This is a genomic window from Sphingomonas sp. CCH10-B3 (genome assembly GCF_001556185.1).
GTDB lineage: Bacteria > Pseudomonadota > Alphaproteobacteria > Sphingomonadales > Sphingomonadaceae > Sphingomonas > Sphingomonas aquatica.
The window spans coordinates 1-23,424 of the sequence record NZ_LSIJ01000087.1; the positions used below are offsets into that span (position 1 = coordinate 1).

25 protein-coding genes and 1 pseudogene are annotated in these 23,424 nt (G+C 66.3%); 14 read left to right on the forward strand and 12 right to left on the reverse strand.

What is annotated here, in order from left to right:
• The first annotated feature begins 96 nt into the window (after positions 1 to 96).
• Entirely contained in the window at positions 97 to 516 is a 420-nt protein-coding gene (locus AX672_RS14075) for a GxxExxY protein (protein ID WP_066652256.1), read from the forward strand.
• 37 nt (positions 517 to 553) lie between these two features.
• Here the strand turns inward: AX672_RS14075 and AX672_RS14080 are convergent, their stop codons facing one another.
• From AX672_RS14080 to coxB, 10 genes are all read right to left on the reverse strand, one after another.
• Positions 554 to 1,417 (reverse strand): class I SAM-dependent methyltransferase, encoded by an 864-nt coding sequence (locus AX672_RS14080; protein ID WP_066652258.1) that lies wholly within the window; start codon positions 1,415 to 1,417, stop codon positions 554 to 556.
• Positions 1,414 to 2,802 (reverse strand): threonine synthase, encoded by a 1,389-nt coding sequence (gene thrC / locus AX672_RS14085; protein WP_066652260.1) that lies wholly within the window; start codon positions 2,800 to 2,802, stop codon positions 1,414 to 1,416. Before thrC ends, AX672_RS14080 begins: the two co-directional genes overlap by 4 nt.
• A gap of 11 nt (positions 2,803 to 2,813) precedes the next feature.
• The gene (locus AX672_RS14090; protein ID WP_066652262.1) at positions 2,814 to 3,449 is read right to left on the reverse strand and encodes an SURF1 family cytochrome oxidase biogenesis protein; all 636 of its coding nucleotides are present in this window, start codon (positions 3,447 to 3,449) and stop codon (positions 2,814 to 2,816) included.
• Entirely contained in the window at positions 3,446 to 3,823 is a 378-nt protein-coding gene (locus tag AX672_RS14095; protein ID WP_066652263.1) for a DUF983 domain-containing protein, read from the reverse strand. The genes AX672_RS14090 and AX672_RS14095 overlap by 4 nt, the downstream gene beginning before the upstream one ends.
• Position 3,824: 1 nt before the next feature.
• Positions 3,825 to 4,688: a cytochrome c oxidase subunit 3 gene (locus tag AX672_RS14100; protein ID WP_066652264.1), complete on the reverse strand. Its 864-nt coding sequence runs from the start codon at positions 4,686 to 4,688 to the stop codon at positions 3,825 to 3,827.
• 36 nt (positions 4,689 to 4,724) lie between these two features.
• Complete coding sequence (locus AX672_RS14105) at positions 4,725 to 5,258, reverse strand: cytochrome c oxidase assembly protein (protein ID WP_066652265.1); 534 nt, start codon at positions 5,256 to 5,258, stop codon at positions 4,725 to 4,727.
• A complete protein-coding gene (locus AX672_RS19210) occupies positions 5,255 to 5,389 on the reverse strand; it encodes a hypothetical protein (RefSeq protein ID WP_269454052.1) in 135 nt (44 codons plus the stop codon). Before AX672_RS19210 ends, AX672_RS14105 begins: the two co-directional genes overlap by 4 nt.
• Positions 5,386 to 6,294 carry a heme o synthase gene (locus AX672_RS14110; protein WP_066652266.1) on the reverse strand — a complete coding sequence of 303 codons (909 nt, stop codon included), beginning with the start codon at positions 6,292 to 6,294 and terminating at the stop codon, positions 5,386 to 5,388. The genes AX672_RS19210 and AX672_RS14110 overlap by 4 nt, the downstream gene beginning before the upstream one ends.
• A gap of 146 nt (positions 6,295 to 6,440) precedes the next feature.
• On the reverse strand, positions 6,441 to 8,120 hold the full coding sequence (gene ctaD, locus AX672_RS14115; protein ID WP_066652268.1) for a cytochrome c oxidase subunit I: 1,680 nt from the start codon (positions 8,118 to 8,120) through the stop codon (positions 6,441 to 6,443).
• 3 nt (positions 8,121 to 8,123) lie between these two features.
• Complete coding sequence (coxB, locus tag AX672_RS14120; RefSeq protein WP_066652269.1) at positions 8,124 to 9,215, reverse strand: cytochrome c oxidase subunit II; 1,092 nt, start codon at positions 9,213 to 9,215, stop codon at positions 8,124 to 8,126.
• A gap of 224 nt (positions 9,216 to 9,439) precedes the next feature.
• Here coxB and pyrE point away from each other — a divergent pair, with 224 nt between their 5' ends.
• From pyrE to AX672_RS14165, 9 genes are all read left to right on the forward strand, one after another.
• Positions 9,440 to 10,021, forward strand: a complete 582-nt coding sequence (gene pyrE, locus AX672_RS14125) for an orotate phosphoribosyltransferase (RefSeq protein WP_066652270.1) — start codon at positions 9,440 to 9,442, stop codon at positions 10,019 to 10,021.
• A complete protein-coding gene (locus tag AX672_RS14130; RefSeq protein WP_066652271.1) occupies positions 10,018 to 10,770 on the forward strand; it encodes a pyridoxine 5'-phosphate synthase in 753 nt (250 codons plus the stop codon). The genes pyrE and AX672_RS14130 overlap by 4 nt, the downstream gene beginning before the upstream one ends.
• A complete protein-coding gene (acpS, locus tag AX672_RS14135; protein WP_066652272.1) occupies positions 10,767 to 11,168 on the forward strand; it encodes a holo-ACP synthase in 402 nt (133 codons plus the stop codon). Before AX672_RS14130 ends, acpS begins: the two co-directional genes overlap by 4 nt.
• 11 nt (positions 11,169 to 11,179) lie before the next feature.
• Positions 11,180 to 12,088, forward strand: coding sequence for a signal peptidase I (lepB, locus tag AX672_RS14140; RefSeq protein WP_066652273.1), 909 nt, complete (start codon positions 11,180 to 11,182; stop codon positions 12,086 to 12,088).
• Positions 12,089 to 12,098: 10 nt separating this feature from the next.
• The gene (locus AX672_RS14145) at positions 12,099 to 13,166 is read left to right on the forward strand and encodes an AI-2E family transporter (RefSeq protein ID WP_066652274.1); all 1,068 of its coding nucleotides are present in this window, start codon (positions 12,099 to 12,101) and stop codon (positions 13,164 to 13,166) included.
• 2 nt (positions 13,167 to 13,168) lie between these two features.
• Positions 13,169 to 13,795 carry a maleylacetoacetate isomerase gene (gene maiA / locus AX672_RS14150; protein ID WP_066652285.1) on the forward strand — a complete coding sequence of 209 codons (627 nt, stop codon included), beginning with the start codon at positions 13,169 to 13,171 and terminating at the stop codon, positions 13,793 to 13,795.
• A 140-nt stretch (positions 13,796 to 13,935) separates the two neighbouring features.
• Complete coding sequence (locus AX672_RS14155) at positions 13,936 to 14,850, forward strand: hypothetical protein (RefSeq protein ID WP_066652289.1); 915 nt, start codon at positions 13,936 to 13,938, stop codon at positions 14,848 to 14,850.
• Positions 14,850 to 15,380, forward strand: a complete 531-nt coding sequence (locus tag AX672_RS14160) for a DUF2141 domain-containing protein (protein ID WP_066652275.1) — start codon at positions 14,850 to 14,852, stop codon at positions 15,378 to 15,380. The genes AX672_RS14155 and AX672_RS14160 overlap by 1 nt, the downstream gene beginning before the upstream one ends.
• Positions 15,381 to 15,390: 10 nt before the next feature.
• On the forward strand, positions 15,391 to 16,566 hold the full coding sequence (locus tag AX672_RS14165) for a glycosyltransferase (protein WP_066652276.1): 1,176 nt from the start codon (positions 15,391 to 15,393) through the stop codon (positions 16,564 to 16,566).
• Here AX672_RS14165 and AX672_RS14170 read toward each other — a convergent pair.
• Positions 16,548 to 18,017, reverse strand: coding sequence for a glycosyltransferase family 39 protein (locus AX672_RS14170; protein WP_066652277.1), 1,470 nt, complete (start codon positions 18,015 to 18,017; stop codon positions 16,548 to 16,550). The genes AX672_RS14165 and AX672_RS14170 overlap by 19 nt on opposite strands.
• A 57-nt stretch (positions 18,018 to 18,074) precedes the next feature.
• On the opposite strand from AX672_RS14170, the gene AX672_RS14175 reads away from it, so the two are divergent.
• Positions 18,075 to 19,700, forward strand: a complete 1,626-nt coding sequence (locus AX672_RS14175; protein ID WP_066652279.1) for an alkaline phosphatase D family protein — start codon at positions 18,075 to 18,077, stop codon at positions 19,698 to 19,700.
• 163 nt (positions 19,701 to 19,863) lie between these two features.
• Here the strand turns inward: AX672_RS14175 and ubiG are convergent, their stop codons facing one another.
• On the reverse strand, positions 19,864 to 20,589 hold the full coding sequence (gene ubiG / locus AX672_RS14180; protein ID WP_066652281.1) for a bifunctional 2-polyprenyl-6-hydroxyphenol methylase/3-demethylubiquinol 3-O-methyltransferase UbiG: 726 nt from the start codon (positions 20,587 to 20,589) through the stop codon (positions 19,864 to 19,866).
• A gap of 88 nt (positions 20,590 to 20,677) precedes the next feature.
• Between ubiG and AX672_RS14185 the strand changes: the two genes are divergently transcribed.
• The 3 genes and pseudogenes from AX672_RS14185 to AX672_RS14195 form a co-directional block, all read left to right on the forward strand.
• Positions 20,678 to 21,910, forward strand: coding sequence for an aspartate kinase (locus AX672_RS14185; protein ID WP_066652283.1), 1,233 nt, complete (start codon positions 20,678 to 20,680; stop codon positions 21,908 to 21,910).
• 29 nt (positions 21,911 to 21,939) lie between these two features.
• On the forward strand, positions 21,940 to 22,926 hold the full coding sequence (locus tag AX672_RS14190) for an NAD(P)H-dependent flavin oxidoreductase (RefSeq protein WP_066652284.1): 987 nt from the start codon (positions 21,940 to 21,942) through the stop codon (positions 22,924 to 22,926).
• A gap of 154 nt (positions 22,927 to 23,080) precedes the next feature.
• A pseudogene (locus AX672_RS14195) lies at positions 23,081 to 23,424 on the forward strand (hypothetical protein); the annotation flags it as partial.

The window sequence follows — 23,424 nt, forward strand, 5'->3', positions numbered from 1 at the left end:
GGGGTAGATTGATTCACGCGAAGGCGCGAAGTTTCGCGAAGGGCGGCGGGAGAAGTTTTTTCACGCAAAGAACGCGAAGAACGCAAAGGGGGCAGGATGGATGTCGAAGCGATGGCCGCGATCGCGGTCGATGCAGGGCTGAAGATTCATCAGGAGCTTGGGCCTGGTTTGCTCGAATCGGCTTATGAGGCCGTGCTGGCGCACGTCCTTGTGCAGCGAGGATTGGCAGTCGAGCGGCAAAAGCTCATTGCGATACGGTACGAAAGCCTGACGATTGATGCTGGGTTTCGCGCCGACCTATTAGTCGGAAATCAATTGTTGATCGAACTCAAATCGACCGACCGGTTGTTGCCGGTCCACGGCAAGCAACTATTCACTTATCTGCGCTTCATGGACTTGCGCTTAGGGTTGCTGATGAACTTTGGCGGCGCAACCTTTCGTGAAGGCTTGAAGCGGGTTGTAAACCCACACGCCAACTTGGCCAACCAAAGACCCTCCGTCGCCCCAAGCGACTAACTCTTCGCGTTCTTCGCGTTCTTTGCGTGAACCAACCTTACTTCGACCACCGCGCAAAGATCGCCGTCGGCAGCAGCAGCCCACGCGCTTCCTCACGCACGGCCATCTCCCCCACCTCGACCGTCCCGCCCAGCCCGTCCATCGCCTGGCGCAGCAGCTCGCCGATCGCGAGTGCCGACATCCGCACCGCATAGACCGTCAGCACCAGGAACTTGCTCTCGCCATCCATCAGCCGCCGGCAATCGGCGATCAGGCCCGGCAGGCCTTCCTCCAGCCGCCAGACCTCGCCGTCCGGCCCGCGCCCGAACTTGGGCGGATCGAGGAAAATCCCGTCGTAGCGCCGCCCGCGCCGCACTTCGCGCGCCGCGAACTTCGCAGCATCGTCGACCATCCAGCGGATCGGGCGGTCGGCCATGTCCGACAGGAAAGCATTGGCCTTGCCCGCCTCGACCGATTTCTTCGATGCATCGACATGCGTCATTTTCGCGCCCTTGCCCGCCAGCGCGAGCGTGCCGACGCCGGTATAGCCGAACAGGTTCATCACTTCGTCGCCCTCGGCGACGTGCTCGCGCATCCATGCCCATTGCGGTGCCATGTCGGGGAAGAAGGCGAGGTGGCGGAACGGGGTGTTCTGCGCGAGGAACAGCAATTCCTCCCACCGCACATGCCAGCCGCCGCGCGGCACGTCGCGCGACAAGTCCCAGCGGCCGCCGCCATCCTCGTCCGACGCGGCGATGAATTCGCCGTCGGCATCCCAGCTATCGGAGGCGGGGCCCCACATCGCCTGCGGCTCGGGGCGGATGAAGCGGAAACGGCCATAGCGTTCGAGCTTGCGGCCGTTGCCCGAATCCACCAGCCCGTAATCGCTCCAGGGCTCGGCAACGAGGGTGAGCAGCGTCACGCCTTCGCCCGCGCGGCCACATAGTCGGTCACCGCCGCAAAGGTCGCAGGCAGCGTGTCGTAGCGTTCCTCGCGCTCGAACAATTCCCCGACCCGCGCGGGCAGGGCAGGGCGCACACCGGTCGCGCGCTCGACCGCGTCGCGGAACTTGGCCGGATGCGCAGTGGCGAGCGTCACCACCGGCACGCCCTCGATCCCCGCGCGCCGCGCCGCCGCCAGCCCGATGGCGGTGTGCGGGTCAATCACTTCGCCCGCCGCGTCATGCGCCCAACGCATTGCCATTGCCATCTCGTCGGCGTCGATCCGGTCGCTGTGGAACAGGCTCGCCCCGGCGCGCTGCTCGGGGGTGAGCGCCATCGTCTTGGTCGCCTCGAAGCCCGCCATCTGCGCCGCCGTCGCCGCGCCGTCGCGCCCGCCGAGATCGAACAGCAGCCGTTCGAAATTGCTCGACACCTGAATGTCCATCGACGGCGACGCCGTCGGCGTCAGGCTGCCGACCGAATAGTCGCCGCTCGACAGCGCGCGGTGGAGGATGTCGTTGACGTTGGTCGCGACGATCAGCTTCGCGACCGGCAGCCCCATCCTGGCAGCAACATAGCCTGCAAAGACATCGCCGAAATTCCCGGTCGGCACCGAGAAAGCGACCGCGCGGTCGGGCGCTCCGAGCCGGACGGCCGAGTAGAAGTAATAGACCACCTGCGCCATCAGCCGCGCCCAGTTGATCGAATTGACCGCGCCCAGATTGAACCGCGCGGCGAAACCGGCGTCGTTGAACATCGCCTTCACCAGCGCCTGCGCATCGTCGAAGCTGCCTTCGATCGCGATGTTATGGACGTTGGGGGCGAGCACCGTCGTCATCTGGCGGCGCTGAACGTCGCTGACGCGCCCGAGCGGATGGAGCATGAAGATGTCCAGCCCCGCGCGCCCCGCCAGCGCGTCGATCGCCGCCGATCCGGTGTCGCCGCTGGTCGCGCCGATCACCGTCAGCGGCGTGTCGCTGCCTTTCAGGAACCGTTCGAACATCAGCCCGAGCAGTTGCAGCGCGACATCTTTGAAGGCGAGCGTCGGACCGTGGAACAGCTCGAGCAGCCAGTGCTGTGCGTCGAGCTGGACGAGCGGGGCGACGGCGGCATGGGCAAAGCGGCCATAGGCCTGGCGGCACAGCGCCCGCAAATCATCCTCGGCGAGCACGCCGTCGGTGAAGGGCGCCATCACGCGGACGGCGGTTTCGACGTAATCGAGCCCGGCAAGGCCAGCGATCTGATCGCGCGACAGCGTCGGCCAAGTCTGCGGCACATAAAGCCCGCCGTCGCTGGCAAGCCCGGCGAGCGTTACGCCCTGAAAATCGAGAAGAGGCGCGCGCCCACGCGTGCTGCGATACTGCATGGGGTCCGGGGTTACTGGGACGGGGTGCGCGGGGCAAGCGTGCGCCGCCGCAGCGCAACCAGATAAATGACGACCGCGATCCCCGCGAAGATGAACCACTGCACGGCATAAGCGAGGTGATTGTTGGGCACCGCCGACAAATCCGGCGCGGGGTTGGCGCGCAGGCCCGGCAGCGGCGCATCGGCGATCAGCATCAGCGATTTGGGGCCGCCACCGCCGAGCATCGTCACGATCAGCGGATCGCTGCTCGGCGCGTGGGTGATATAGCCGCGCACCTTGCCGCCCTTCCAAACCGGCTGGGCATTGGGATCGCTGCCGATGCCCATCTGGACCTGAAAGCCGGGGCCTTCGGCGCCGGTCCGGCACTGAGCGATTTTGCGCCAGCCGTTCTTGCCTTGCGCGTCGCGGCCGGACTGGGTCGTCCAGCCAGTGACACTGAGGCAAAAGGCGCTCGCCTTGCGGAACAGCAGTTGGTCGCCGATCGGGATCGCCGGGAAAGCAATCGGCGGCAATTGCTGGTTCTCGGCGAGTGTTTTCAGCACCACCGCCTTTTCGTCGGCGCGGCGCAGCTGCCACACGCCAAGCGCGATCATCACCGCGACCGCGAGCGCGACGATGATTGTCGGGATGATCGGCGGGCGGTTCATCGGTCCTTGATTCGCCCTTCGGCGGCGGCGTTGCGAAATTCGAGGCTGATCAATGCGGCCTTCGCCAGCCGCAACGAGCCGATCACCGCCGCCGCCGTCAACGGCAGCCAGAGGATGATGTGTACCCAGAAGGGCGGGCTGAAGCTCAGTTCGACGGTGATCGCCAGCGCCACGATGACCGCGCCGATAATCAGTGTCAGGAACGCTGCGGGGCCGTCCCCGACGTTGAAGCTCGACAGGTCGAGACCACAGGCGCCGCAACGATCAGCGAATTGTGTCCAGCTACGGAACAGGGTCCGGCTGCCGCAGCGCGGGCACAGACCCTGTAACGCGACTTCCGTCGGTGTCGGTGGGGGTGTCCCCGGCGGGGTCACCTCAACCGGCGTGAACGGGTGCGCCCGCGCCGCCCCAGACATAGATCGAGACGAACAGGAACAGCCAGACGACGTCGACGAAATGCCAGTACCAGGCAGCGGCTTCGAAGCCGAAATGCTGGCGCGGCGTGAAGTGACCAGCATAGACGCGCGCCAGGCACACGGCGAGGAAGATGGTGCCGACCAGCACGTGGAAGCCGTGGAAGCCCGTCGCCATGAAGAACGACGCGCCATAGTTCAGGCCCGCGAAGTGGAACGGCGCCTCGGCATATTCATAGGCCTGGATCGTGCTGAAGATCGCGCCGAGGATGATCGTGATCCACAGCCCCTTCTTCAGCCCCTCACGATCGTTGTGGAGCAGCGCATGGTGCGCCCAGGTAACGGTGGTGCCCGACAGCAGCAGGATGACCGTGTTCAGCAGCGGGAAGCCGAACGGGTTGATGACTTCGATGCCCTTGGGCGGCCACTGGCCCGCGACATTGGCAACGGTTTCGGTCAGCCGGGTTACCTGGCCGCCGACGAATTCCACCGGAGCGGGAAACAGCGAAAAGTCGAAGAACGCCCAGAACCAGCCGACGAAAAACATCACTTCGGACGCGATGAACAGGATCATGCCGTAACGCATGTGCAGCTGCACGACCGGGGTATGATCGCCGGCATGGGCTTCCCGGACCACGTCGCGCCACCAGAAGAACATCGTCGCCAGCACGCCGGCCAGCCCTGCGTAAAAGACGATTCCGCTCGGGTCGGCCTTGTGCATCCACATGATGCCGCCCGCCGCCAGGGTCAGCGCGGCCATCGACCCCATCAACGGCCAGATGCTGGGGGGCAGGATGTGGTAATCGTGGTTCTTGGCACCGGCCATCGTCGTTTCCCGTGAAAGATGTCGTTTGAATGCGCTTTAGCCTTTGGGCGCGGGCGAATCCACTGGGTAGAAGGTGTAGCTGAGCGTGATTGTGTTGACGTCGCGCGCGTCAGGATCGCTGGCGATTTTCGGGTCGACGAAGAAGATCACCGGCATCCGCACGGTTTCGCCGGGCTTCAGCGTCTGCTGGTTGAAGCAGAAGCACTGGATCTTGGTGAAATACAGACCGGCCTGCGCAGGCGAGACATTGAAGGTCGCGCTGCCGGTGATTTCATGATCGGTGTTATTGGTGGCGGTGAAGAACGCCATGTTGCGCGCGCCGATCTTCACCGTTTCGGACCGCTGCACCGGCTGGAACGTCCATTTGAGCTTGGGGTCGACATTGGCGTCGAAATCCACCCGGACTTGCCGGTCGATCGCGCCGGGGGCGGCCAGCCCGCGCTGCGTGGTGCCGTTCAATCCGGTCACCTGGCAGAACATGCGATAGAGCGGCACGCTCGCATAGCCGAGGCCGGTCATGCAGCAGACGCCGACACCGGCCAGCACGGCAGTGCGCAGCTTGCGGTTCATGCGTGGCCGCCCTTGATCTTGACGATGGTGATCGCGAAGAACAGCACGGCGAGGCCGCCGAGGATCAGCGCCATCACCAGCGAGCGCGACTTCTGCCGCGCGCGGACCAGGTCTTCTTCCTCCGGCGTCACGCGACCCACCGATCGACGACGATCGCGCCGAACATCGCCAGCACATAGAAGATCGAATAGACGAACAACACGCGCTCGGCCTTCATCTCGGCCGGGGTGGGGGCCGCTGCGGCAACCACCCAGCCGGTCAGGCCGACGAACACTGCCGACGCAACGAGCGCGACGATGCCGTAAAGCGCGCCGGCCAGCCCGAGCGGCCAAGGCGCGACCGCGATCACCGCCATCGCCACAGCATAGCCAAGCATCTGCCACCGCGTCGCGCGGGCGCCCGCGACGACCGGCATCATCGGCACGCCGCCCTTGGCGTAATCGTCACGGATCAGCAGCGCGAGCGCCCAGCTATGCGGCGGGGTCCACAGGAAAATCAGCGCGAACATCAGGATCGGCAGCAGCGACACGCTGCCGGTTGCAGCTACCCAGCCGATCAGCGGCGGAAAGGCACCGGCAGCACCACCGATGACGATGTTTTGCGGCGTGAAGCGCTTCAGCCCGATCGTGTAGACCACAACGTAGAACAGGATCGAGGCAGCGAGCAGCGCGGCGGCGGCGATGTTGACCGCCAGACCCATCAGCAGCACGCTGAACACCCCGACGCCGACGCCGAACTGGAAAGCGGTGTCGGGATCGATTCGGCCCGCCGGAATCGGGCGGTTGGCGGTGCGCTTCATCAGCGCGTCGATATCGCCTTCATACCACTGGTTCAGCGTGCCCGCTGCCCCGGCCGCCAGCGCAATGCTGAGGATCGCGGTAAAGGCAATCGGCAACGGCAAAGCGGCAGGAGCGGCGAGCATCCCGCACAGCCCGGTGAACACCACCGACCGCATCACGCGCGGCTTGGTCAGCGCAAAGAAATCGCGCCAGTCGGCGGTGATCGGGGCAGCGTTCGCGGTCAGCGTGGTCGTCATGTGCAAATTCCAAAATCCTCTCCCGCGGGCGGGAGAGGCTAGGCAGACTCGGCAGCTTGCTGCCGAGTCGAAGTCGGTGAGGGTGGTCTTTTCCCAATGGCCCTCACCCGACCCTCTCCCGCAAGCGGGAGAGGGCTAAGGGAAGATCAATGCCGCGCGTCGGCGTCGATCACCGGCAGCGTTTCGAACTGGTGGAACGGCGGCGGGCTCGACAGCGTCCATTCGAGCGTCGTCGCACCTTCGCCCCACGGGCTGTCCTCGGCCTTGCGGCCTGCCAGCAGCGACCAGATCACATTGGCGAAGAAGAACACCATGCTCGCGGCCATGATCATGTAACCGAGCGATGCCCATTCATTGTACTTGGCAAAGGCCGGCGAATAATCCGGGATGCGACGCGGCATGCCCTGCAGACCCAGGAAGTGCATCGGGAAGAACAGCAGGTTCACGCCGACGAAGAACATCCAGAAATGGATCTGGCCGAGCGCCTCGTTCATCATCCGGCCCGACATTTTCGGGAACCAGTAGGAGAAGCCGGCGAACAGGCTGAACACCGCGCCGAGCGACAGCACATAGTGGAAGTGCGCGACGACGTAATAAGTGTCCTGCATGTAATCGTCGATGCCGCCGTTGGCGAGCACCACGCCGGTGACGCCGCCGACGGTGAACATGAAGATGAACCCGATCGCCCACAGCATCGGCGTCTTGAAGGTCAGCGAACCGCCCCACATCGTCGCGATCCAGCTGAAGATCTTGATGCCGGTCGGCACCGCGATCACCATCGTCGCGGCGGTGAAGTACATCTTCACGTTCACGCTGAGGCCGGTGGTGAACATGTGGTGCGCCCACACGATGAAGCCGACCACCCCGATCGCGACCATCGCATAGGCCATGCCGAGATAGCCGAAGATCGGCTTCTTCGAGAAGGTCGAGATGACATGGCTGACGATGCCGAAGCCCGGCAGGATCATGATGTACACTTCGGGGTGGCCGAAGAACCAGAACAGATGCTGGTACAGCACCGGATCGCCGCCGCCGGCCGGATCGAAGAAGGTCGTGCCGAAATTGCGGTCGGTCAGCAGCATCGTGATCGCCGCCGCCAGCACCGGCAGCGAGAGCAGCAGCAGGAAGGCCGTGACGAGCACCGACCAGACGAACAGCGGCATCTTGTGCAGCGTCATGCCCGGTGCGCGCATGTTGAAGATGGTGGTGATGAAGTTGATTGCGCCCAGGATCGAGCTCGCGCCCGCCAGGTGCAGCGACAGGATCGCCATGTCGACCGCCGGGCTCTTGTCCTGCGTCGACAACGGCGCATAGACCGTCCAGCCAGTGCCCGCACCGCCGAAGAAGGGCGAGGCCAGCAGCAGAACGAACGCCGGGATCAGCAGCCAGAAGCTGATGTTGTTCATGCGCGGGAACGCCATGTCCGGCGCGCCGATCATGATCGGGACGAACCAGTTGCCGAAGCCGCCGATCATCGCCGGCATGACCATGAAGAACACCATAATCAGACCATGCGCGGTGATCAGCACGTTCCAGAGGTGAAGCGACTCATCGAGCGATGCCGCACTGCCGCCCGACAGCATCGTTGCCCATTGCGGCAGATATTGCAGGCCCGGTTGCGCCAGTTCGAAGCGCATCATGCCCGAGATCGCGCCGCCGATGATGCCTGCCACGATCGCGAAGATCAGGTAGAGCGTGCCAATGTCCTTGTGGTTGGTCGACATGAACCAACGCGCGAAGAAACCGGGCAGGTGATCGGCGTCATGATGCGCATGATCGTCGCCATGCGCCTGGAAAGCCGTGGGGTGGAGAGCGGTGTCGGTCATGGCTTACTTGTCCGAAGGTGCAGCGGCGGGTGCCGGCGCAGTGGTGTTCGAGGTGGCAGCGGCAGGAATGGCGGCCGGTGCCGCAGCGGCCGGGGCGGCGGCAGATGCCGCGCCCTTCACCGTGCCGCCCTTGGCGACCACCCACTGGTCGAAGGTCGCCTTGTCGACGGCAACGACCGTGATCGGCATGTAACCGTGGCGCGAGCCGCACAGTTCCGAACACTGGCCGAAATAGACCCCCGGCTTCTGGATGGTGAAGCTGGTTTCGTTGATCCGGCCCGGGATCGCGTCGAGCTTGATCCAGAAGGCGGGCATCGCCCACGCGTGGATGACATCGGCCGAGGTCGTCAGCAGCTTGATCGGCACACCGACCGGCAGCACGACGCGGTTATCGGTGGCGAGCAGTGGCGGGCCGTCGGCATCGGTGCGCGCGCGTTCGCCGGCGGCAACTTCGCCCTTTTCCTTCAGCATGTTGGCGGTGATTTCAAAGCCGCCGTTGTCGGGGTATTGATAGCTCCAGTACCACTGGTTGCCGATCGCCTTCAGCGTGATCGCGTTCGACGGCGCGGGCTTGTACTGCGCCTGCAGCAGCCCGATCGATGGCACCGCAATGCCGACGAGAATGATCACCGGCGCCAGCGTCCAGATCACTTCGATCATGGTGTTGTGCGACGTCTTCGACGCGACCGGGTTGGCAGCGCGGCGGTAGCGCAGCACGACCCAGACCAGCAGCCCGAGCACAAACAGCGAAATTGCCGTGATCACCGGCACAAGAATCGAATCATGCATCCATGCGGCGCGCTTGCCGGTCGGCGTCACTTGCTGCTGCACGTCGATCCAGCCGTCGACGGGCTGACCGATCTTGGGGTCGATGGGAACGTCCGGGCCGCCATCGACCGCGAGCAGCGGATTGGTCGCTTCGGGGGCGGCGGGAGCAGCGGTGGTCGGCGCCGGTTTGGCCGCATCGACCGTTACGGCTTGCGTGGTCGGCGCGGGTGCGGTGGCCGGTGCCTGGGCATGGCCGATGCCGCCGAGCATCAACCCCGTGGCGGCCAGTGCCGCGATCAATCCCTTGTTTCGCCCAATTTTCAACATCAGTCGTTGTCGCCCCAACTTTGGAGTGCTCGCGATGCGAGCGGTCACGCGCAAGCGCGCCTCTATGGCAGGGCCTATACGCAGCCCTGTCCGCAGCCTCAAGCACATCGCATACGTTTTTTGGGTCAGGGTCGTCCCGCTCCGATTGCGCAGCCAGAACCACGACTCTATCAACCGCGTTCGAAAACGGGCAGTTTCAGCCCTGTGCAAAGGCGAAAAGATCGATGACCGAAGCCGAGGTGCTCGACGAATTCAGGGCGGCAAATGCGCTGATGGAGGGGCATTTCATCCTGTCGTCAGGCCTTCGCTCACCGGTGTTCCTGCAAAAGATGCTGGTATTTCAGGACCCGGTCCGCACCGAGCGCCTGGCGCGCGCGCTTGCCGAGCGGATCACCGCGGCCTTCGGGCCGGTCGACCTTGTCGTCTCGCCGGCGATGGGCGGCATCATTCCGGGGTACGAGACCGCGCGCGCGCTGGGCTGCAAGGCGATCTTCGTCGAGCGCGTCGACGGGCAATTCGAACTGCGCCGCAATTTCGAGATTCCGGCGGGTGCGCGCGTGGTGATGGTCGAGGATCTGGTGACGACTGGCCTGTCGTCGCGCGAATGCATCGCCGCGATCCGCCAGCATCCCGGCGAATTGCTGGGCGCCGCCTGCATCATTGACCGGTCGAACGGGACGGCCGATGTCGGCGTGCCGCTGGTGTCGCTGTGCAAGCTCGACATTCCCGCCTATCCCGCGGACGCGCTGCCGCCCGAACTGGCGGCGATCCCGCCGGTCAAGCCGGGCAGCCGGGGGCTGCAGTGACCGATCAATTTCGCCGCGCTGACGATGATCGTCTTCGGCTGGGGGTCAACATCGATCACGTTGCGACCGTGCGCAATGCGCGCGGAGTCGGCTATCCCGATCCGGTGCGCGCGGCGTTGCTGGCGGCGGAGGCTGGCGCCGACGGCATCACCGCGCATCTGCGCGAGGACCGGCGGCACATCACCGATGACGATATCGCCCGGCTGGCGGCGGGGCTGACGATCCCGCTCAATCTGGAAATGGCCGCGACCGAGGAGATGCTCGGTATCGCGCTGCGCCACCGCCCGCACGCCGCGTGCATCGTTCCGGAAAAGCGCGAGGAGCGGACCACCGAAGGCGGGCTCGACGCCGCCGGACAGCATGATCACCTCGCGCCGATGTTGCGGGCGTTGCGCGAGGCAGGCGTGCGGGTGTCGCTCTTCATCGAACCCGATGCCGCCCAGATCGCCGCCGCCGTGTCGCTCGGCGCGCCGGTGGTCGAACTCCATACCGGGCGCTATGCCGAGCTCGCGGGCGAAGCACAGACGGCCGAGCTCCGCCGCCTCTCCGATGCCGCCGCGCTCGCCGCCAAGAACGGGATCGAGGTCCATGCCGGCCACGGGCTGACCTTCGACAATGTCGCTCCGATCGCCGCGATCCCGCAGGTGCGCGAACTCAATATCGGCCATTTCCTGATCGGTGAAGCGATCTTCACCGGGCTGGGCGAGGCGGTACGGACGATGCGGGCAGCGATGGACGCGGCGCGTTGATCATCGGCATCGGTTCGGACCTCTGCAATATCGAGCGTATCCAGGCCTCGCTCGACCGCTTCGGTGACCGGTTCGAGGCGCGCGTGTTCACCGATGTCGAGCGCGCCAAGGCAGCGGCGCGCCCCTTCACCAGGGCGGGCACGCTCGCCAAGCGCTTCGCCGCCAAGGAAGCCTTTTCCAAAGCGGTCGGGACCGGATTCAAGCGTGGGGTGTTCATGCGCGATATCGGCGTCATCAACGCTCCATCGGGCGCGCCGACACTCGCGCTGACCGGCGGCGCGCTCGCAAGGCTTGACGCGATCACGCCGCAAGGGCACGCCGCGCGGATATTTTTGTCGCTGACCGATGACCATCCCTGGGCCCAGGCGTTCGTGGTGATCGAGGCAGTGGCGCGTTAAAGGTCGAAGTTATGGCGAGTGAGGACGTGGCGTTGGAAGCCGGACCAGAGCAGCAATCTGCAGCGCCCGATGGCAAGGCGGCGAAGGGCAAGACCGATTGGGCCGCCGAACTGAAGGGCATTTTCTGCCTGGTGCTCGCCGTGCTCGGCTTCCATACGTTCGTGGCAAAGCCTTTCTACATTCCGTCGGAATCGATGTTGCCGGGGCTGCTGGTCGGCGATCAGCTCGTCGTCTCCAAATTCCCCTATGGCTATTCCTACATCTCGCCGACGTTCCACGTCCTGCCCTTCATCAAGGGGCGACTGCTTGGTCGTTTGCCTGAGCGCGGCGATGTCGTGATCATCTCGCCGCCGGGCGTAAATTCGGACTATATCAAGCGCGTCGTCGGCCTGCCCGGCGACAAGGTGGAAGTGCGCGACGGGGTGCTGATCCTGAACGGCAAGCCGGTCGAGCGCGGCCCGCTGCATTATGTCGACGTCCGCGCCTATGGCGGCGTGACGATTCCCGGCGAAGGCAAGCTGACCTGCGACGCGAGCGAATATTCGCCCGATGCGATGACCATCGGCGCCGACGGCGTCAAACATTGCAAGCTGCCGGTCATCACCGAAACATTGCCCAATGGCCGCCGTTACGACACGGTCGAGCTGGGGCGCAGCGATGGTGATTTTTACGGCCCCGTCGTGGTGCCGCCCGACCATGTCTTCGTGATGGGCGACAACCGTGATCGCAGCGCCGACAGCCGCTTCCCGGTTGCGCAGCTCGGGCTCGGCGGACCGGTGCCATGGGAAAATCTGGGCGGGCGCGCCGAGTTCATCACCTATTCGAAGACCGGCGAAGGGACGTGGAACCCGCTGACCTGGGGCCAGTCGTTCCGCGGTGGCCGTGCGGGCGTGTCGCTGCACGCCCCGCGCGTCAAATAGGCGCGCGATCATGAGCGAAGAGGCCGCGCTCGACGATCTGGTGCAGGGGCCGGGCCCCAATGAACTGCGCGATCCCTTCGTCCGGCAGGAGCTGAAGCGCGCGAGCGTCTGGCTCGGGCTTGCCGCCGCAATGGCGCTGGTCGTGCTGCTGATCCAGCCGTTGCTGATCATCTTCGGCGGGCTGGTGTTTGCATCGATGCTCGACGGCGGCGTGCGGCTGCTCGGCCGGGTGTTGCCGATTGCGCGCGGCTGGCGGTTGATGATCGTCGTGGTGCTGACGATCGCCTTCATCACGATCGTGGTGTTCATGACCGGGGTGCAGGTCGCCGACCAGTTCGCGCAGTTGCGCGCGACGCTGTCGGTGCAGGCCGACCGCCTGTTCGCCTGGGCCGCCGAGCATGGGATGATGCCCGACCGCGCCGATGTGAACGGGCTGCTCCAGCAGGCGATGGGATCGTTCGGGCGGCTGACATCATTCGTCGGCACTGCCGTCGGCGCCATCGCCAGCTTGCTGATGGTGCTCGTGATCGGGCTGTTCGTGGCCATGGAGCCGCGGCTCTACGAACGCGGGCTCGAATGGCTGGTGCCGTCGGACATGCGCGCCGAATGGGCAATCACGATGGACCGCATGGCGCTGACGATGCGGCGCCTGCTTGCCGGGCGGTTGCTCGGCATGCTGGTCGAAGGCGTGCTGATCTGGCTGGCGCTGTGGGCGGCCGGCGTGCCGATGGCGCTGCTGCTCGGCATCATTACCGGCATGCTGGCGTTCATTCCCAATATCGGCGCGTTGGTGTCGGGCGCGCTGATGGTCGCGGTCGGCTTTTCGGCGGGTTATGAGCAAGGCATCTGGGCCATCGTCATCTATTTCGCGATCCAGAATTTCGACGGCTATGTCGTCATCCCGATGATTGCGCGCAACACCGTCGACATGCCCCCCGCACTGACGCTGTCGTCGCAGATTCTGGCGAGTACGCTGTTCGGGGTGCTCGGTCTGGCGCTGGCCGATCCGATGGTCGCGATGATCAAGGTCGCGCTGGAGCGCAATTCGGAGCGCCCGCATGACGAGGTTGCTGCGTGAAGCTGCGGCTGTTCGATTACTGGCGGTCATCGGCAAGCTATCGCGTGCGGATCGCGCTGGCGTTGAAGGGCGTTGATTATGAGCGCGTGCCGGTCAATCTGGTCGCCGCCGAGCAGTTGAGCGCCGACAATCGCGCGCGCAATCCGCAAGGGCTGGTGCCCACGCTCGAGGTCGATAGCGTGCCGATTACGCAGAGCATGGCCATCATCGACTGGATCGACGCGACCTATCCGCATCCGCCGCTGTATCCGACCGAACCGATGGCGCGCGCCCACACGCTGTCGCAGGCAATGCTGATCGTCGCTGACATCCATCCGATCGACAATATGCGCGTGCTGAAGCGGCTCGAAACGCAGTTCGGCGCCGATCAGGCGGCCAAGGACGACTGGTATCGCCATTGGATCGCGACCGGCTTTGCCGCGCTTGAGCAAGTGGCGGGCGCGGGACCTTTTCTGGGCGGCGACGCGCCGGGCATCGCCGATCTCTGCCTGGTGCCGCAAATGTATAACGCCCGCCGGTTCGCGCTGCCGCTCGACGCTTATCCGCGGCTGGTGGCGATCGATGCGGCGGCGAACGCGCTGCCGGCCTTTGCCGCGGCGCACCCCGACGCCGTGAAGCCTGCCGCCTGACCCCTATGCCGCGCCGGGTTGATGCGCCGCTGCGCCGTGCCCAGATTGCCGCGCGGCGCGCTGCCGTTTTTACGCCGCAACTCTAGGGCATGTCGCGCCACCGCCTGTCGAGGGTGTCGCCCTTTGAGGATCATGCGTCGATGCCCGCGCCGATTGCCGAACCGATGACGATGGGAAATGCGGCGCCGGCCGCGCTTCCCACCGACCCGCCGAGCCGCTGGTCGATCGTCGCGGGCGGGCTGATCACGGCGGCAATGCTGTTGGGGATCGCGCGCGCGTTGTTCGGCGGTGGCCTTGCAGGTCTGAATGGTGCGATCCCACGCGACCCGATGTTCTATGTCATGTCGGTCGCGCTCTATCTCACGGTGCCGCTGGGCGACTACATCATCTTCCGTCGGCTGTGGCGGATTCCGCCCGAAGGTCTCGTGGCGTTGCTGAAAAAGGGCATCGCGAACGAAGTGGTGCTCGGCTACGCCGGCGAAGCCTATTTCTACGCCTGGGCGCGGACCCGGGCGACGATGGTCGCAGCGCCCTTTGGCGCGGTGAAGGATGTCAGCATCATGTCGGCAATCGCCGGCAATGCCGCGACCTTGCTGCTGGTGCTGCTGGCCTTGCCATTTGCTTACGGCGCGCTGCCGCCGCCGGTGGCGCGATCGGTGGTGATTTCGGTGCTCGTGGTGATCGCCGCGTCGCTGCCCTTCTTGATCTTTTCGAAACGCGTCTTTTCGCTGCCGCGCGCGACGCTGTGGTGGGTGTTCTGGGTACACAGCGCGCGCCTGCTGGCGGCGGCATTGCTGATTGCGCTGGTATGGCATTTCGGCCGGCCCGATGTCGCGATCGGCAGCCTCATGCTGCTGTCGGCCGGGCGGATGCTGGTGGGGCGGTTGCCCTTGGTGCCGAACAAAGACCTTCTTTTCGCCAATTTTGCGATCTTCTTCGTCGGGCAGGAGGCGGGCCTGTCGAGCCTGGTCGCGGTGACGGCAGCGTTCACGCTGCTGATCCACATCGCGCTGACCATTGTGTTCGGCCTGTTTGCGCTGGTTAGGAAAAACTGATGGTCCGTTTCGCCGTTGCCGCTTCGTTGCTGGCCTTGCTGGTGTCGGCAAGTCCGCTGGCAGCCAGGGGAGGCCCCGTGCTGGGCAGTGATGCCGCCGCGTGCGACGCCAATGACGGGCCGGCGATCCTCGCCACGATAACCGGGTTGAAGGATCGCAAAGGTCGGTTGAAGCTCGAACTCTATCCTGCGACCGCCAATGATTTTCTGCGCGACGACCGCGACCTGATCAAGGAAGGCAAGATCTTCCGCCGCGTCTGGGCCGATACGCCCGCTGCCGGCCCGGTCGAAATCTGCATCCGCGTGCCGCGGGCCGGCAGCTACGGTCTGTTCTTTACCCATGACCGCGACGGCAAGAACAAGTTCAACCTCTGGTCGGATGGCGCAGGCATCACCAGCAATGCCCGCATCGGCGCCAGCAAGCCCAAGATCGGCGCCTCGACGGTCGAGGCCGGGTCGGGGATCACCAATGTGACGATCAAGGCGCAATATCTGCGCGGGCTGAGCGGCCTGTCGCCGCTGAAGCAATAGCGCGCGGGCGATGCGGATCGTCGACGTCAACGAATTCTATTCGCCGACCGGCGGCGGGGTGCGCACCTACATCGACCGCAAGATGGCGGTGATGGCGGACATGGGGCACGAGCTGATCGTGATCGCCCCCGGCCGCCGCGACTGGGTCGACGATCGCCGCGGCGGACGGATCATCTATGTGAAGGCGCCGGGGATGCCGTTCGACGCCAATTACGGGCTGTTCTGGGATGCGGCCCCCATCCACGCGCTGCTCGACCGGCTGGCGCCCGACATCGTCGAGGCATCGTCGCCGTGGCGCCCGGCGTGGATCGTCGGCAAGTGGCAGGGCAGCGCGCGGCGCGTGTTCTTCATGCACAACGATAACGTCGCCGCCTATCCGATGCGCTGGTTCGAACGCTTCGCCGCACCCGAGGCGATCGAGCGCAGCTTTGCCTGGTACAGCCGCTATATGTCGCGCTTCCTGGCGCATTACGACGCGGTGCTCACCAACGGCCCGGCGCTTGCGAAGCGGCTGACGGCGCGCGGGGTGCGGATCGACGGGGCGATGCCGCTCGGTATCGAGCGCGGGCATTTCTCGCCTGCCCTGCGCGACGAGCGGCTGCGCGCCGATCTGCTCGCCGATTGCGGGCTGGGGCCGGACGCGCATCTGCTGCTCGGGATCGGGCGACATCACCCCGAAAAGCGCTGGCCGCTGGTGATCGAGGCGGTCCGCCGCGCGAGCCGGTCGCGACGGATCGGGCTGGTGCTGATCGGCGACGGCTATGAGCGGCGGCGGCTCGAACGGCTGGCGGCCGGCGCGCCCAACATCTGCCTGCGCCGCCCGATGTACGATCGCGCGCGGCTGGCCGCGATCATGGCGAGCAGCGACGCGCTGATCCATGCCTCTGAAGCCGAACCCTTCGGGCTGGTCGCGTCGGAAGCGATGGCATCGGGCCTGCCGCTGATCGTCCCCGACAGCGGCGGTTGTGCCGAAGTCGCCGACCGCCACTGCGCCGAGCTTTACCGTGCGCGCGATGCCGGTGCGGCGGCCGAAGCCATCGGGCGGCTGCTGAACCGCGATCCAGCGCTGCTGCGGCGCGCGGCGACGGTGGCCGCGACGCGCGTGCGCACCGATGTCGAGCATGTCCGCGACCTGATCGCTTATTACGAGGCGCTGCTGCCGCGCCGTCAGCGCGTCGCAGCCTGACGCGGCCGCAGGTACAGCGTCAGCCGCCCGCCGGGGATGTCGATCCGCCGCCACCCGCGCGCGCGGGCATAGGCGATCAGTGGCGCGTCGTCGCTCGCCTCGCCCGCCGTCCAAGCGCCTTCGCCGCCGACTAGGATTGCGCTGAGCGGCGCGGCGGCATCGAGCCGGTTGCGCGAGACGAGGTGGAAGCGCCGCTCGTCGGCGGCATCGAGCAGCGCAAGACTGCGGAAGTAAAACGGCCCGGCGGCAAAGCGCGGGTCGATCTCGAGCCCAGCGGCGGGCAGCAGTTGCGGCGACAGCGTTGCGACCGGTCCCTTGCCGCCCGCCGCCCTAAAGCTCGCCCCCAACGCGCGACCCTGATCGAGCGCCACCGCCATCGGCACGCCGCGCGTCGCCTTGATGATCGCCTCGACGGAAGGCGCCAGCCCCCCGATCGCGAAGATCACCGCCGCAATCCGCGCCCCGCGCCCCGGCGGCACGCGCTGCCACACCAGCGCCAGCCGGACGAACAGCGGCGGCAGCACCGGGAGCAGATACTGCCGCCACGTCGGCTCGGGCAGCAGCGCGGCGACCAGCCCGGCGGCGATCATCAGGTCGAGCAGCCGCTCGATCCGTGCCGATCCCGGAAAGCGCGCGGCAATCACCAGCGCCATCAGTGCCGGGCCGAGCGCGAGGAACTTGATCGTGTCGAGCGCCTTGCCGGTCAGGCTCAGTTTCCACGGCATTTGCTGCGCCAAATACCATTCGGCGGGCGCCTTGGCAGGGAAAGTGAACACGCCGAAGATGAAGGCATCTGGCGCCTGCGCGTAGATCCACAGCATCGCCAGCGCGACCGGCGCGGCGCCCGCCAGCAGAAGGGCAGGGCGGTGGCGCCGATCGACCAGCGCATAGGCGCCATAGGCCACCGCGGGCAGCGCGAACGAGATTTTCGCTGCGGCCGCGCTCGCAAGCAGAAAGCCGGTCGCCAAGGCCGAGCCCGCGCCTCCGCGATCCTGCGCCTGCCGCACGATCAGCCAGAGCGCGAGCGCGAGCAGCGCCGCGGGCAGCGCGTCGTTGCGCGCGACTGCGCTGGTGAACAGGAAGATGTCGCAGCACGCCATCAACCCGATCGCAAGCCCGGCCCGGCGCGCATCGGCCCCGCCCGCGCGCGCGGCACCGAAGCAGGCGGCAAGCATCACTGCCCCGAACAGCGCATTGACGGCGCGCAGTACGGGGCACGTCCAGCCGCCCGCCAGCACGGCCAAGGGTGCCAGCAGCATCGGCTGGAGCGGCGTCTGCAGATAGGCGAAATCGCGATAGGGCAGCCCGCGCGCCGACAGCAGCGCGGCGGCGACATATTGGCTTTCGTCATGATCGATCGGCCGCAGCATCGCCAGCCCGACCAGCAGCGCCGCGACGCCCAGCGCGACGATCAGCCAGCGCCACCGATCGTCCCGTGGCGTCGCTGTCACGAATCAGCCATATCGAAGGCGCAGTAGCAGCCTGCACTTCGTCGACAGGGGAAAGCCATGACCATCAGGATCGATCGCCGTTCGTTCATCATGACGGGCACGCTGGGTATCGGCGCCTTTGCCGTCCCGGGCTTTGCCCAGACGCCGACGGTGTCGACTGCGCGCGGCTTTACCCATTCGGTCGCCAGCGGCGAGCCGATGGCCGACTCGATGTTGCTGTGGACGCGCTATGTGCCGACGACGGGCGACACCGCCCAGCTCCGCGTCGACCTGTCCGAAACCCCCGATTTCGTCAAGATCGCGGGCTCGGGCGAGCAGATCATCGGGCCTTGGCGCGACTGGACGTCGAAGATCACTGTCGGCGGGCTGAAGCCCGCGACGGTCTATTACTACCGCTTCGTCGCCCCCGACGGCAGCTTCTCGCCGGTGGGCCGCACCAAGACTTTGCCGGTCGGGCCGACGCGGTCGTTCAAGGCAGCGATCTTTTCCTGCTCGAACCTGCCGTTCGGCTATTTCAATGCCTATGCGCATGCTGCCGCGCGCAACGACATCGACCTCGCGATCCACCTCGGCGATTATCTCTACGAATATCCGACGGGCGATTATCCGGCGGCCAAGGATGCGGTTGCCGGGCGCCAGCCCGAACCCGCGACCGAGATGTTCCGCCTCGCCGATTACCGGCTGCGCTACGCCAGCTACCGCGCCGACCCCGATCTCCAGAAGCTCCACCAGCTGGTGCCGATGATCGTCCAGTGGGACGATCACGAATCGGCGAACGACAGCTGGGAAGGCGGCGCGCAGAATCACCAGGCCGAAGAAGGCGATTGGGCCGTGCGTCGCGCTGCCGCGATCCAGGTCTATCGCGAATGGATGCCAGTGTCGGACGAGCCCTATAAGGCTTATGATATCGGCACGCTCGCCACGCTGTTCCGCACCGAGACGCGGCTGCTCGGCCGCACCAAGGAAGCCGACATCGCGCCGCTGTTCAAGAATCTGAACATCACCAAGGCGCTGACCGAATTCCGCGACGGCGCCTGGCAGAATCCGGCGATGACGATGATGGGGTCGCAGCAGGAGGATTGGCTGGCGCACGGCGTCCGCGCGTCGGTGAAGGCCGGGCAGCGCTGGCAGGTGGTCGGCTTCGGCACGATCATGGGCAACACCGTGATGCCCGAGGCGGCCGCGGGCTGGCTCGCGCCGGACGCGCCGCAACGTTCGCGCAACTATGTGCTCGCCGGCATCGCGGCGGCCAAGGCCGGCTTGCCGCTCAATTACGACAGCTGGGGCGGCTATCCGGCGGCGCGCGCGCGCTTCCTGAAGATGGCGCAGGGGGCAGGCGCCAATCTGGTCGTCATCTCGGGCGACAGCCATAATGGCTGGGCCTATGACCTGCAGCAGGACGGCAAGGCCGCGGGCGTCGAATTCGCCGGCCACGGCGTGACCTCGCCCGGCTATGAAAGCGCGATCGGCATCGATCCGAAGACGGTCGCGGCGGCGCTGGTCAAGGCCAATCCCGAGCTGAAGTGGTGCGACACCTCGCGGCGCGGTTACATGGCGATGACGATCACGCCCGAGCGGGTGAGCAACGACTGGATCTTCGTCGACACGATCAAGGCGAAGTCGATGGCGGCAAGCGTCGGGCATACCGCGATCGTGAGCCGGGGCCGCAATGTGATGGCGTGAGGGGGACAGGCCTCACCTTTGAGCCATCTTCGTCATTCCCGCGAAGGCGGGAATCCATAATCACCCGCGCTGGAGGGGGCCGCACCTGCAGCCGATATGGATCCCCGCCTTCGCGGGGATGACAGTGGTGATCGCCAGGATGTCGGTGGACGGGCAGGCCAACTCAACCCGCCCGCGTCGCCGTCACGAAATAGTCGAGGCTCAGGTCGTCGCTCATCACGAAGCCCTTGAGCGGCGAGAAGCTGAGGCCGCGCGTTTCGACCAGCTCCAGCCCGGCGCCTTCGATCAGGCCGGTCAGTTCCTCGGGCTTCAGGAACTGGCTCCAGTCGTGTGTGCCGCGCGGGATTTGGCCGGTCCCTTCGGCGAGCGTCACCAGCGCGAGGCGCGACAGCATCGTGCGGTTGGGGGTCGAGAGCACCAGCAGCCCGCCGGGGGCCAGCGCCACCGCCAGTCCCGCGACGAACGCCGCCGGATCGGTAACATGCTCGATCACTTCCATGCTGGTGACGAGATCGAAGCTCTCGTCCGACAAGTCCTCCACCGACCCGGTACGATAGTCGATCTCAAGCCCCGACAGCGCCGCATGCGCCTTGGCGGCTTCGATGTTCTCGGGCGCCGCATCGAGCCCGGTCACGGCCGCCCCCAGCCGCGCCAAAGGCTCGCACAACAGCCCGGCGCCGCAGCCTACATCGAGCGCGCGCTTGCCCGCGAGCGGCGTGAAGCCGCTGGCATCCTCGCCCCAATGCGCGTCGATCCGTTCGCGCAGATAGCCCAGCCGCACCGGATTGAGCCGGTGGAGCATCGCCGACGAGCCCTTGGGATTCCACCAGTCGGCAGCGAGCTTGCCGAAGTGCGCGGCTTCGTTCGGGTTGATCGTCGTGTCGGTCATTGCGTCCCCAGCTTGAGCAACCTTGCCTTTGCAGCGCCCCGCCAGTAACAGCGCGCGCTTCAAAGCTCAAAGGACGCGTGTACCGTCGATGGCCCGTATCGTGATGAAGTTCGGCGGCACGTCGATGGCCGGGATCGAGCGCATCCGGGCCGTTGCCGCGCGCGTGAAGCGCGAGGTCGACGCCGGGCATCAGGTCGCGGTCGTCGTCTCGGCGATGGCGGGCGAGACCGACCGGCTGGTCAATTTCTGCCGCGAAGCATCTTCGCTCTACGATCCGCGCGAATATGACGTGGTGGTCGCCTCGGGCGAACAAGTGACGAGCGGGCTGCTCGCGATCGCGCTGCAGGCGATCGGCGTACCCGCGCGCAGCTGGCTCGGCTGGCAATTGCCGATCGAAACCAATGCCGCCCACGCCAGCGCCCGGATCGAGACGATCGACATGGAAGCGGCGCTGGCGACCGGCGAGGTCGCGGTGATTCCCGGCTTTCAGGGCGTGAGCGAAGGCCGCGTCTCGACGCTCGGGCGCGGCGGCTCCGACACCTCGGCAGTCGCAGTGGCGGCGGCGATGAAGGCCGATCGCTGCGACATCTACACCGACGTCGACGGCGTCTACACCACCGACCCGCGGATCGTCCCGCGCGCCCGCAAGCTCCAGCGCGTGACCTATGAAGAAATGCTCGAACTGGCGAGCGTCGGCGCGAAAGTCTTGCAGACGCGCTCGGTCGGGCTCGCGATGAAGGAAGGCGTGCGCATCCGCGTGCTCTCCTCCTTCGTCGATGGCGACGACGACACCGGCACCCTGATCGTGAGCGAAGAGGAACTTGGGGATATGGAACGCCAGCTCATCACCGGCATCGCGCACGACAAGAACGAAGCGAAGATCACGCTGACCGACGTGCCCGACCGGCCCGGCGCGGTGGGATCGATATTCACCCCGCTCGCCGAAGCCGGGATCAACGTCGACATGATCGTCCAGAACATCGCGCATTCGAGCGGATCGACCGACGTGACCTTTACGGTGCCCGCTGCCGATCTCGCGCGCTCGCTCGACGTGCTGACCAAGGCAGCGGCGTCGATCGGCTATACCAAGATGGTGCACGACACGCGGGTCGCGAAGATCACGGTCGTCGGCGTCGGCATGCGCAGCCACGCGGGTGTGGCGGCGACGATGTTCAAGACGCTGGGCGCACGCGGCATCAACATCCAGGCGATCACGACGAGCGAGATCAAGGTCAGCGTGCTGATCGACGAGGACGAAACCGAACTCGCGGTGCGTGTGCTGCACACGGCCTATGGGCTGGATGCGGAGGAGGCGGCGTGAACCTTTTCGCCGAGCGTCTCGCCCGCCGCATGGCGCGCGGTTGCGCGTTTCTGGGCAGCGACGTCGCGATCATCTGCGGGGCGATGTCGTGGGTGTCGGAACGCAACCTCGTCTCGGCGATCTCCAACGCGGGCGGATTTGGCCTCATAGCCTGCGGGGCGATGTCGCCTGAGTTGCTCGATGCCGAGATTGCCGCGACCAAGGCGCTCACGTCGAAGCCGTTTGGCGTGAACCTGATCACGATGCACCCGCAGCTGACCGACCTGATCGACGTCTGCGCCAAGCACAGCGTCACGCATATCGTGCTCGCAGGCGGTTTGCCGCCCGCTGGGTCGATCGATGCGATCAAAGCGGCGGGCGCCAAGGTGATCTGCTTTGCGCCTGCGCTGGTGATGGCCAAGAAACTGATCCGCTCGGGCGTCGATGCGCTCGTGGTCGAGGGGATGGAAGCGGGCGGCCATATCGGCCCGGTATCGACCAGCGTGCTCGCGCAGGAGATCCTGCCCGAAGTCGCGGCGCAAGTGCCGGTGTTCGTCGCGGGTGGGATCGGGCGCGGCGAGGCGATTGCCGCCTATCTCGACATGGGCGCGGCGGGGGTGCAGCTCGGCACGCGCTTCGCCTGCGCGACCGAGAGTATTGCCCACCCGAACTTCAAGAAGGCGTTCTTCCGCGCCTCGGCCCGCGATGCGATCGCGAGCGTCCAGATCGATCCGCGCCTGCCGGTCATCCCGGTGCGCGCGCTGAAGAACGCCGGCGCCGAGCGGTTCCTTGCCAAGCAGCGCGAAGTCGCTGCCGCGCTCGACGCGGGCGAAGTCGACATGGGCGCGGCGCAGCTCCAGATCGAGCATTATTGGGCGGGCGCCCTGCGCCGCGCGGTGATCGACGGCGATGTCGAGCAGGGATCGCTGATGGCCGGGCAATCGGTCGGCATGGTCACGCAGGAGGAGCCCGTCGCCGAGATCATCGCCACGCTGATGGCCGAGGCAGCGTCGGCGCTGGAGAAGCGCGCGGCCTGATCGGGCGTTTCGATTCTGGCCTCCCGTTGGTTTCGAGCGAAGTCGAGAAACAGGCCACAAGCGACGCGGCCCGGCATCCGTGTCTCGACGCCTCTCGACGCCAACGGTTTTGGAAGAGGCAGGACCGGGGCGAGAATTGCGCTAGGTTGCCACCATGGAATCGATCGCGTTCGAACGGGCGGCTTATGTGCCGATCACCAACCGCCGCCGGGCCGTGTCGATTGCCTTGGTCGCAGCGCTTTACATCGCGGCGCTCGTCATTCTGCTGACGGTCCGCGAGGCCGTTTCGCCGCCCCCGCCCGTGCGCGACCGGCCGATCGTCGTCACGCTGCTGCCGCTCGACAAGCCGCCTGAGCCCGAAGCGCCGCGCCCGCTCGATCGCCCGGCCGAGCGCGCCCGGACGCAGGCGCCGCAACCCACCGTGCTACCGACGGTCGATGCGCCGCCACCGCTTCCCTCGCCGCGGCCGCTGCCCGCGCCAGCACCTGCCGTCGCGGC

Bases quoted from the DNA above. Each gene is read 5' to 3' on its own strand.
- lepB (WP_066652273.1), top strand. From the start codon at position 11,180: ATGGCGAGTGAGGACGTGGCGTTGGAAGCCGGACCAGAGCAGCAATCT.
- ubiG (WP_066652281.1), bottom strand. From the start codon at position 20,589: ATGACCGACACGACGATCAACCCGAACGAAGCCGCGCACTTCGGCAAG.
- coxB (WP_066652269.1), bottom strand. From the start codon at position 9,215: ATGTTGAAAATTGGGCGAAACAAGGGATTGATCGCGGCACTGGCCGCC.
- ctaD (WP_066652268.1), bottom strand. From the start codon at position 8,120: ATGACCGACACCGCTCTCCACCCCACGGCTTTCCAGGCGCATGGCGAC.
- AX672_RS14105 (WP_066652265.1), bottom strand. From the start codon at position 5,258: ATGAACCGCAAGCTGCGCACTGCCGTGCTGGCCGGTGTCGGCGTCTGC.
- AX672_RS14185 (WP_066652283.1), top strand. From the start codon at position 20,678: ATGGCCCGTATCGTGATGAAGTTCGGCGGCACGTCGATGGCCGGGATC.
- pyrE (WP_066652270.1), top strand. From the start codon at position 9,440: ATGACCGAAGCCGAGGTGCTCGACGAATTCAGGGCGGCAAATGCGCTG.
- AX672_RS14090 (WP_066652262.1), bottom strand. From the start codon at position 3,449: ATGAACCGCCCGCCGATCATCCCGACAATCATCGTCGCGCTCGCGGTC.
- AX672_RS14165 (WP_066652276.1), top strand. From the start codon at position 15,391: ATGCGGATCGTCGACGTCAACGAATTCTATTCGCCGACCGGCGGCGGG.
- AX672_RS14145 (WP_066652274.1), top strand. From the start codon at position 12,099: ATGAGCGAAGAGGCCGCGCTCGACGATCTGGTGCAGGGGCCGGGCCCC.
- AX672_RS14075 (WP_066652256.1), top strand. From the start codon at position 97: ATGGATGTCGAAGCGATGGCCGCGATCGCGGTCGATGCAGGGCTGAAG.
- AX672_RS14155 (WP_066652289.1), top strand. From the start codon at position 13,936: ATGCCCGCGCCGATTGCCGAACCGATGACGATGGGAAATGCGGCGCCG.
- AX672_RS14175 (WP_066652279.1), top strand. From the start codon at position 18,075: ATGACCATCAGGATCGATCGCCGTTCGTTCATCATGACGGGCACGCTG.
- thrC (WP_066652260.1), bottom strand. From the start codon at position 2,802: ATGCAGTATCGCAGCACGCGTGGGCGCGCGCCTCTTCTCGATTTTCAG.
- AX672_RS14100 (WP_066652264.1), bottom strand. From the start codon at position 4,688: ATGGCCGGTGCCAAGAACCACGATTACCACATCCTGCCCCCCAGCATC.
- AX672_RS14190 (WP_066652284.1), top strand. From the start codon at position 21,940: ATGGCGCGCGGTTGCGCGTTTCTGGGCAGCGACGTCGCGATCATCTGC.
- AX672_RS14110 (WP_066652266.1), bottom strand. From the start codon at position 6,294: ATGACGACCACGCTGACCGCGAACGCTGCCCCGATCACCGCCGACTGG.
- AX672_RS14160 (WP_066652275.1), top strand. From the start codon at position 14,850: ATGGTCCGTTTCGCCGTTGCCGCTTCGTTGCTGGCCTTGCTGGTGTCG.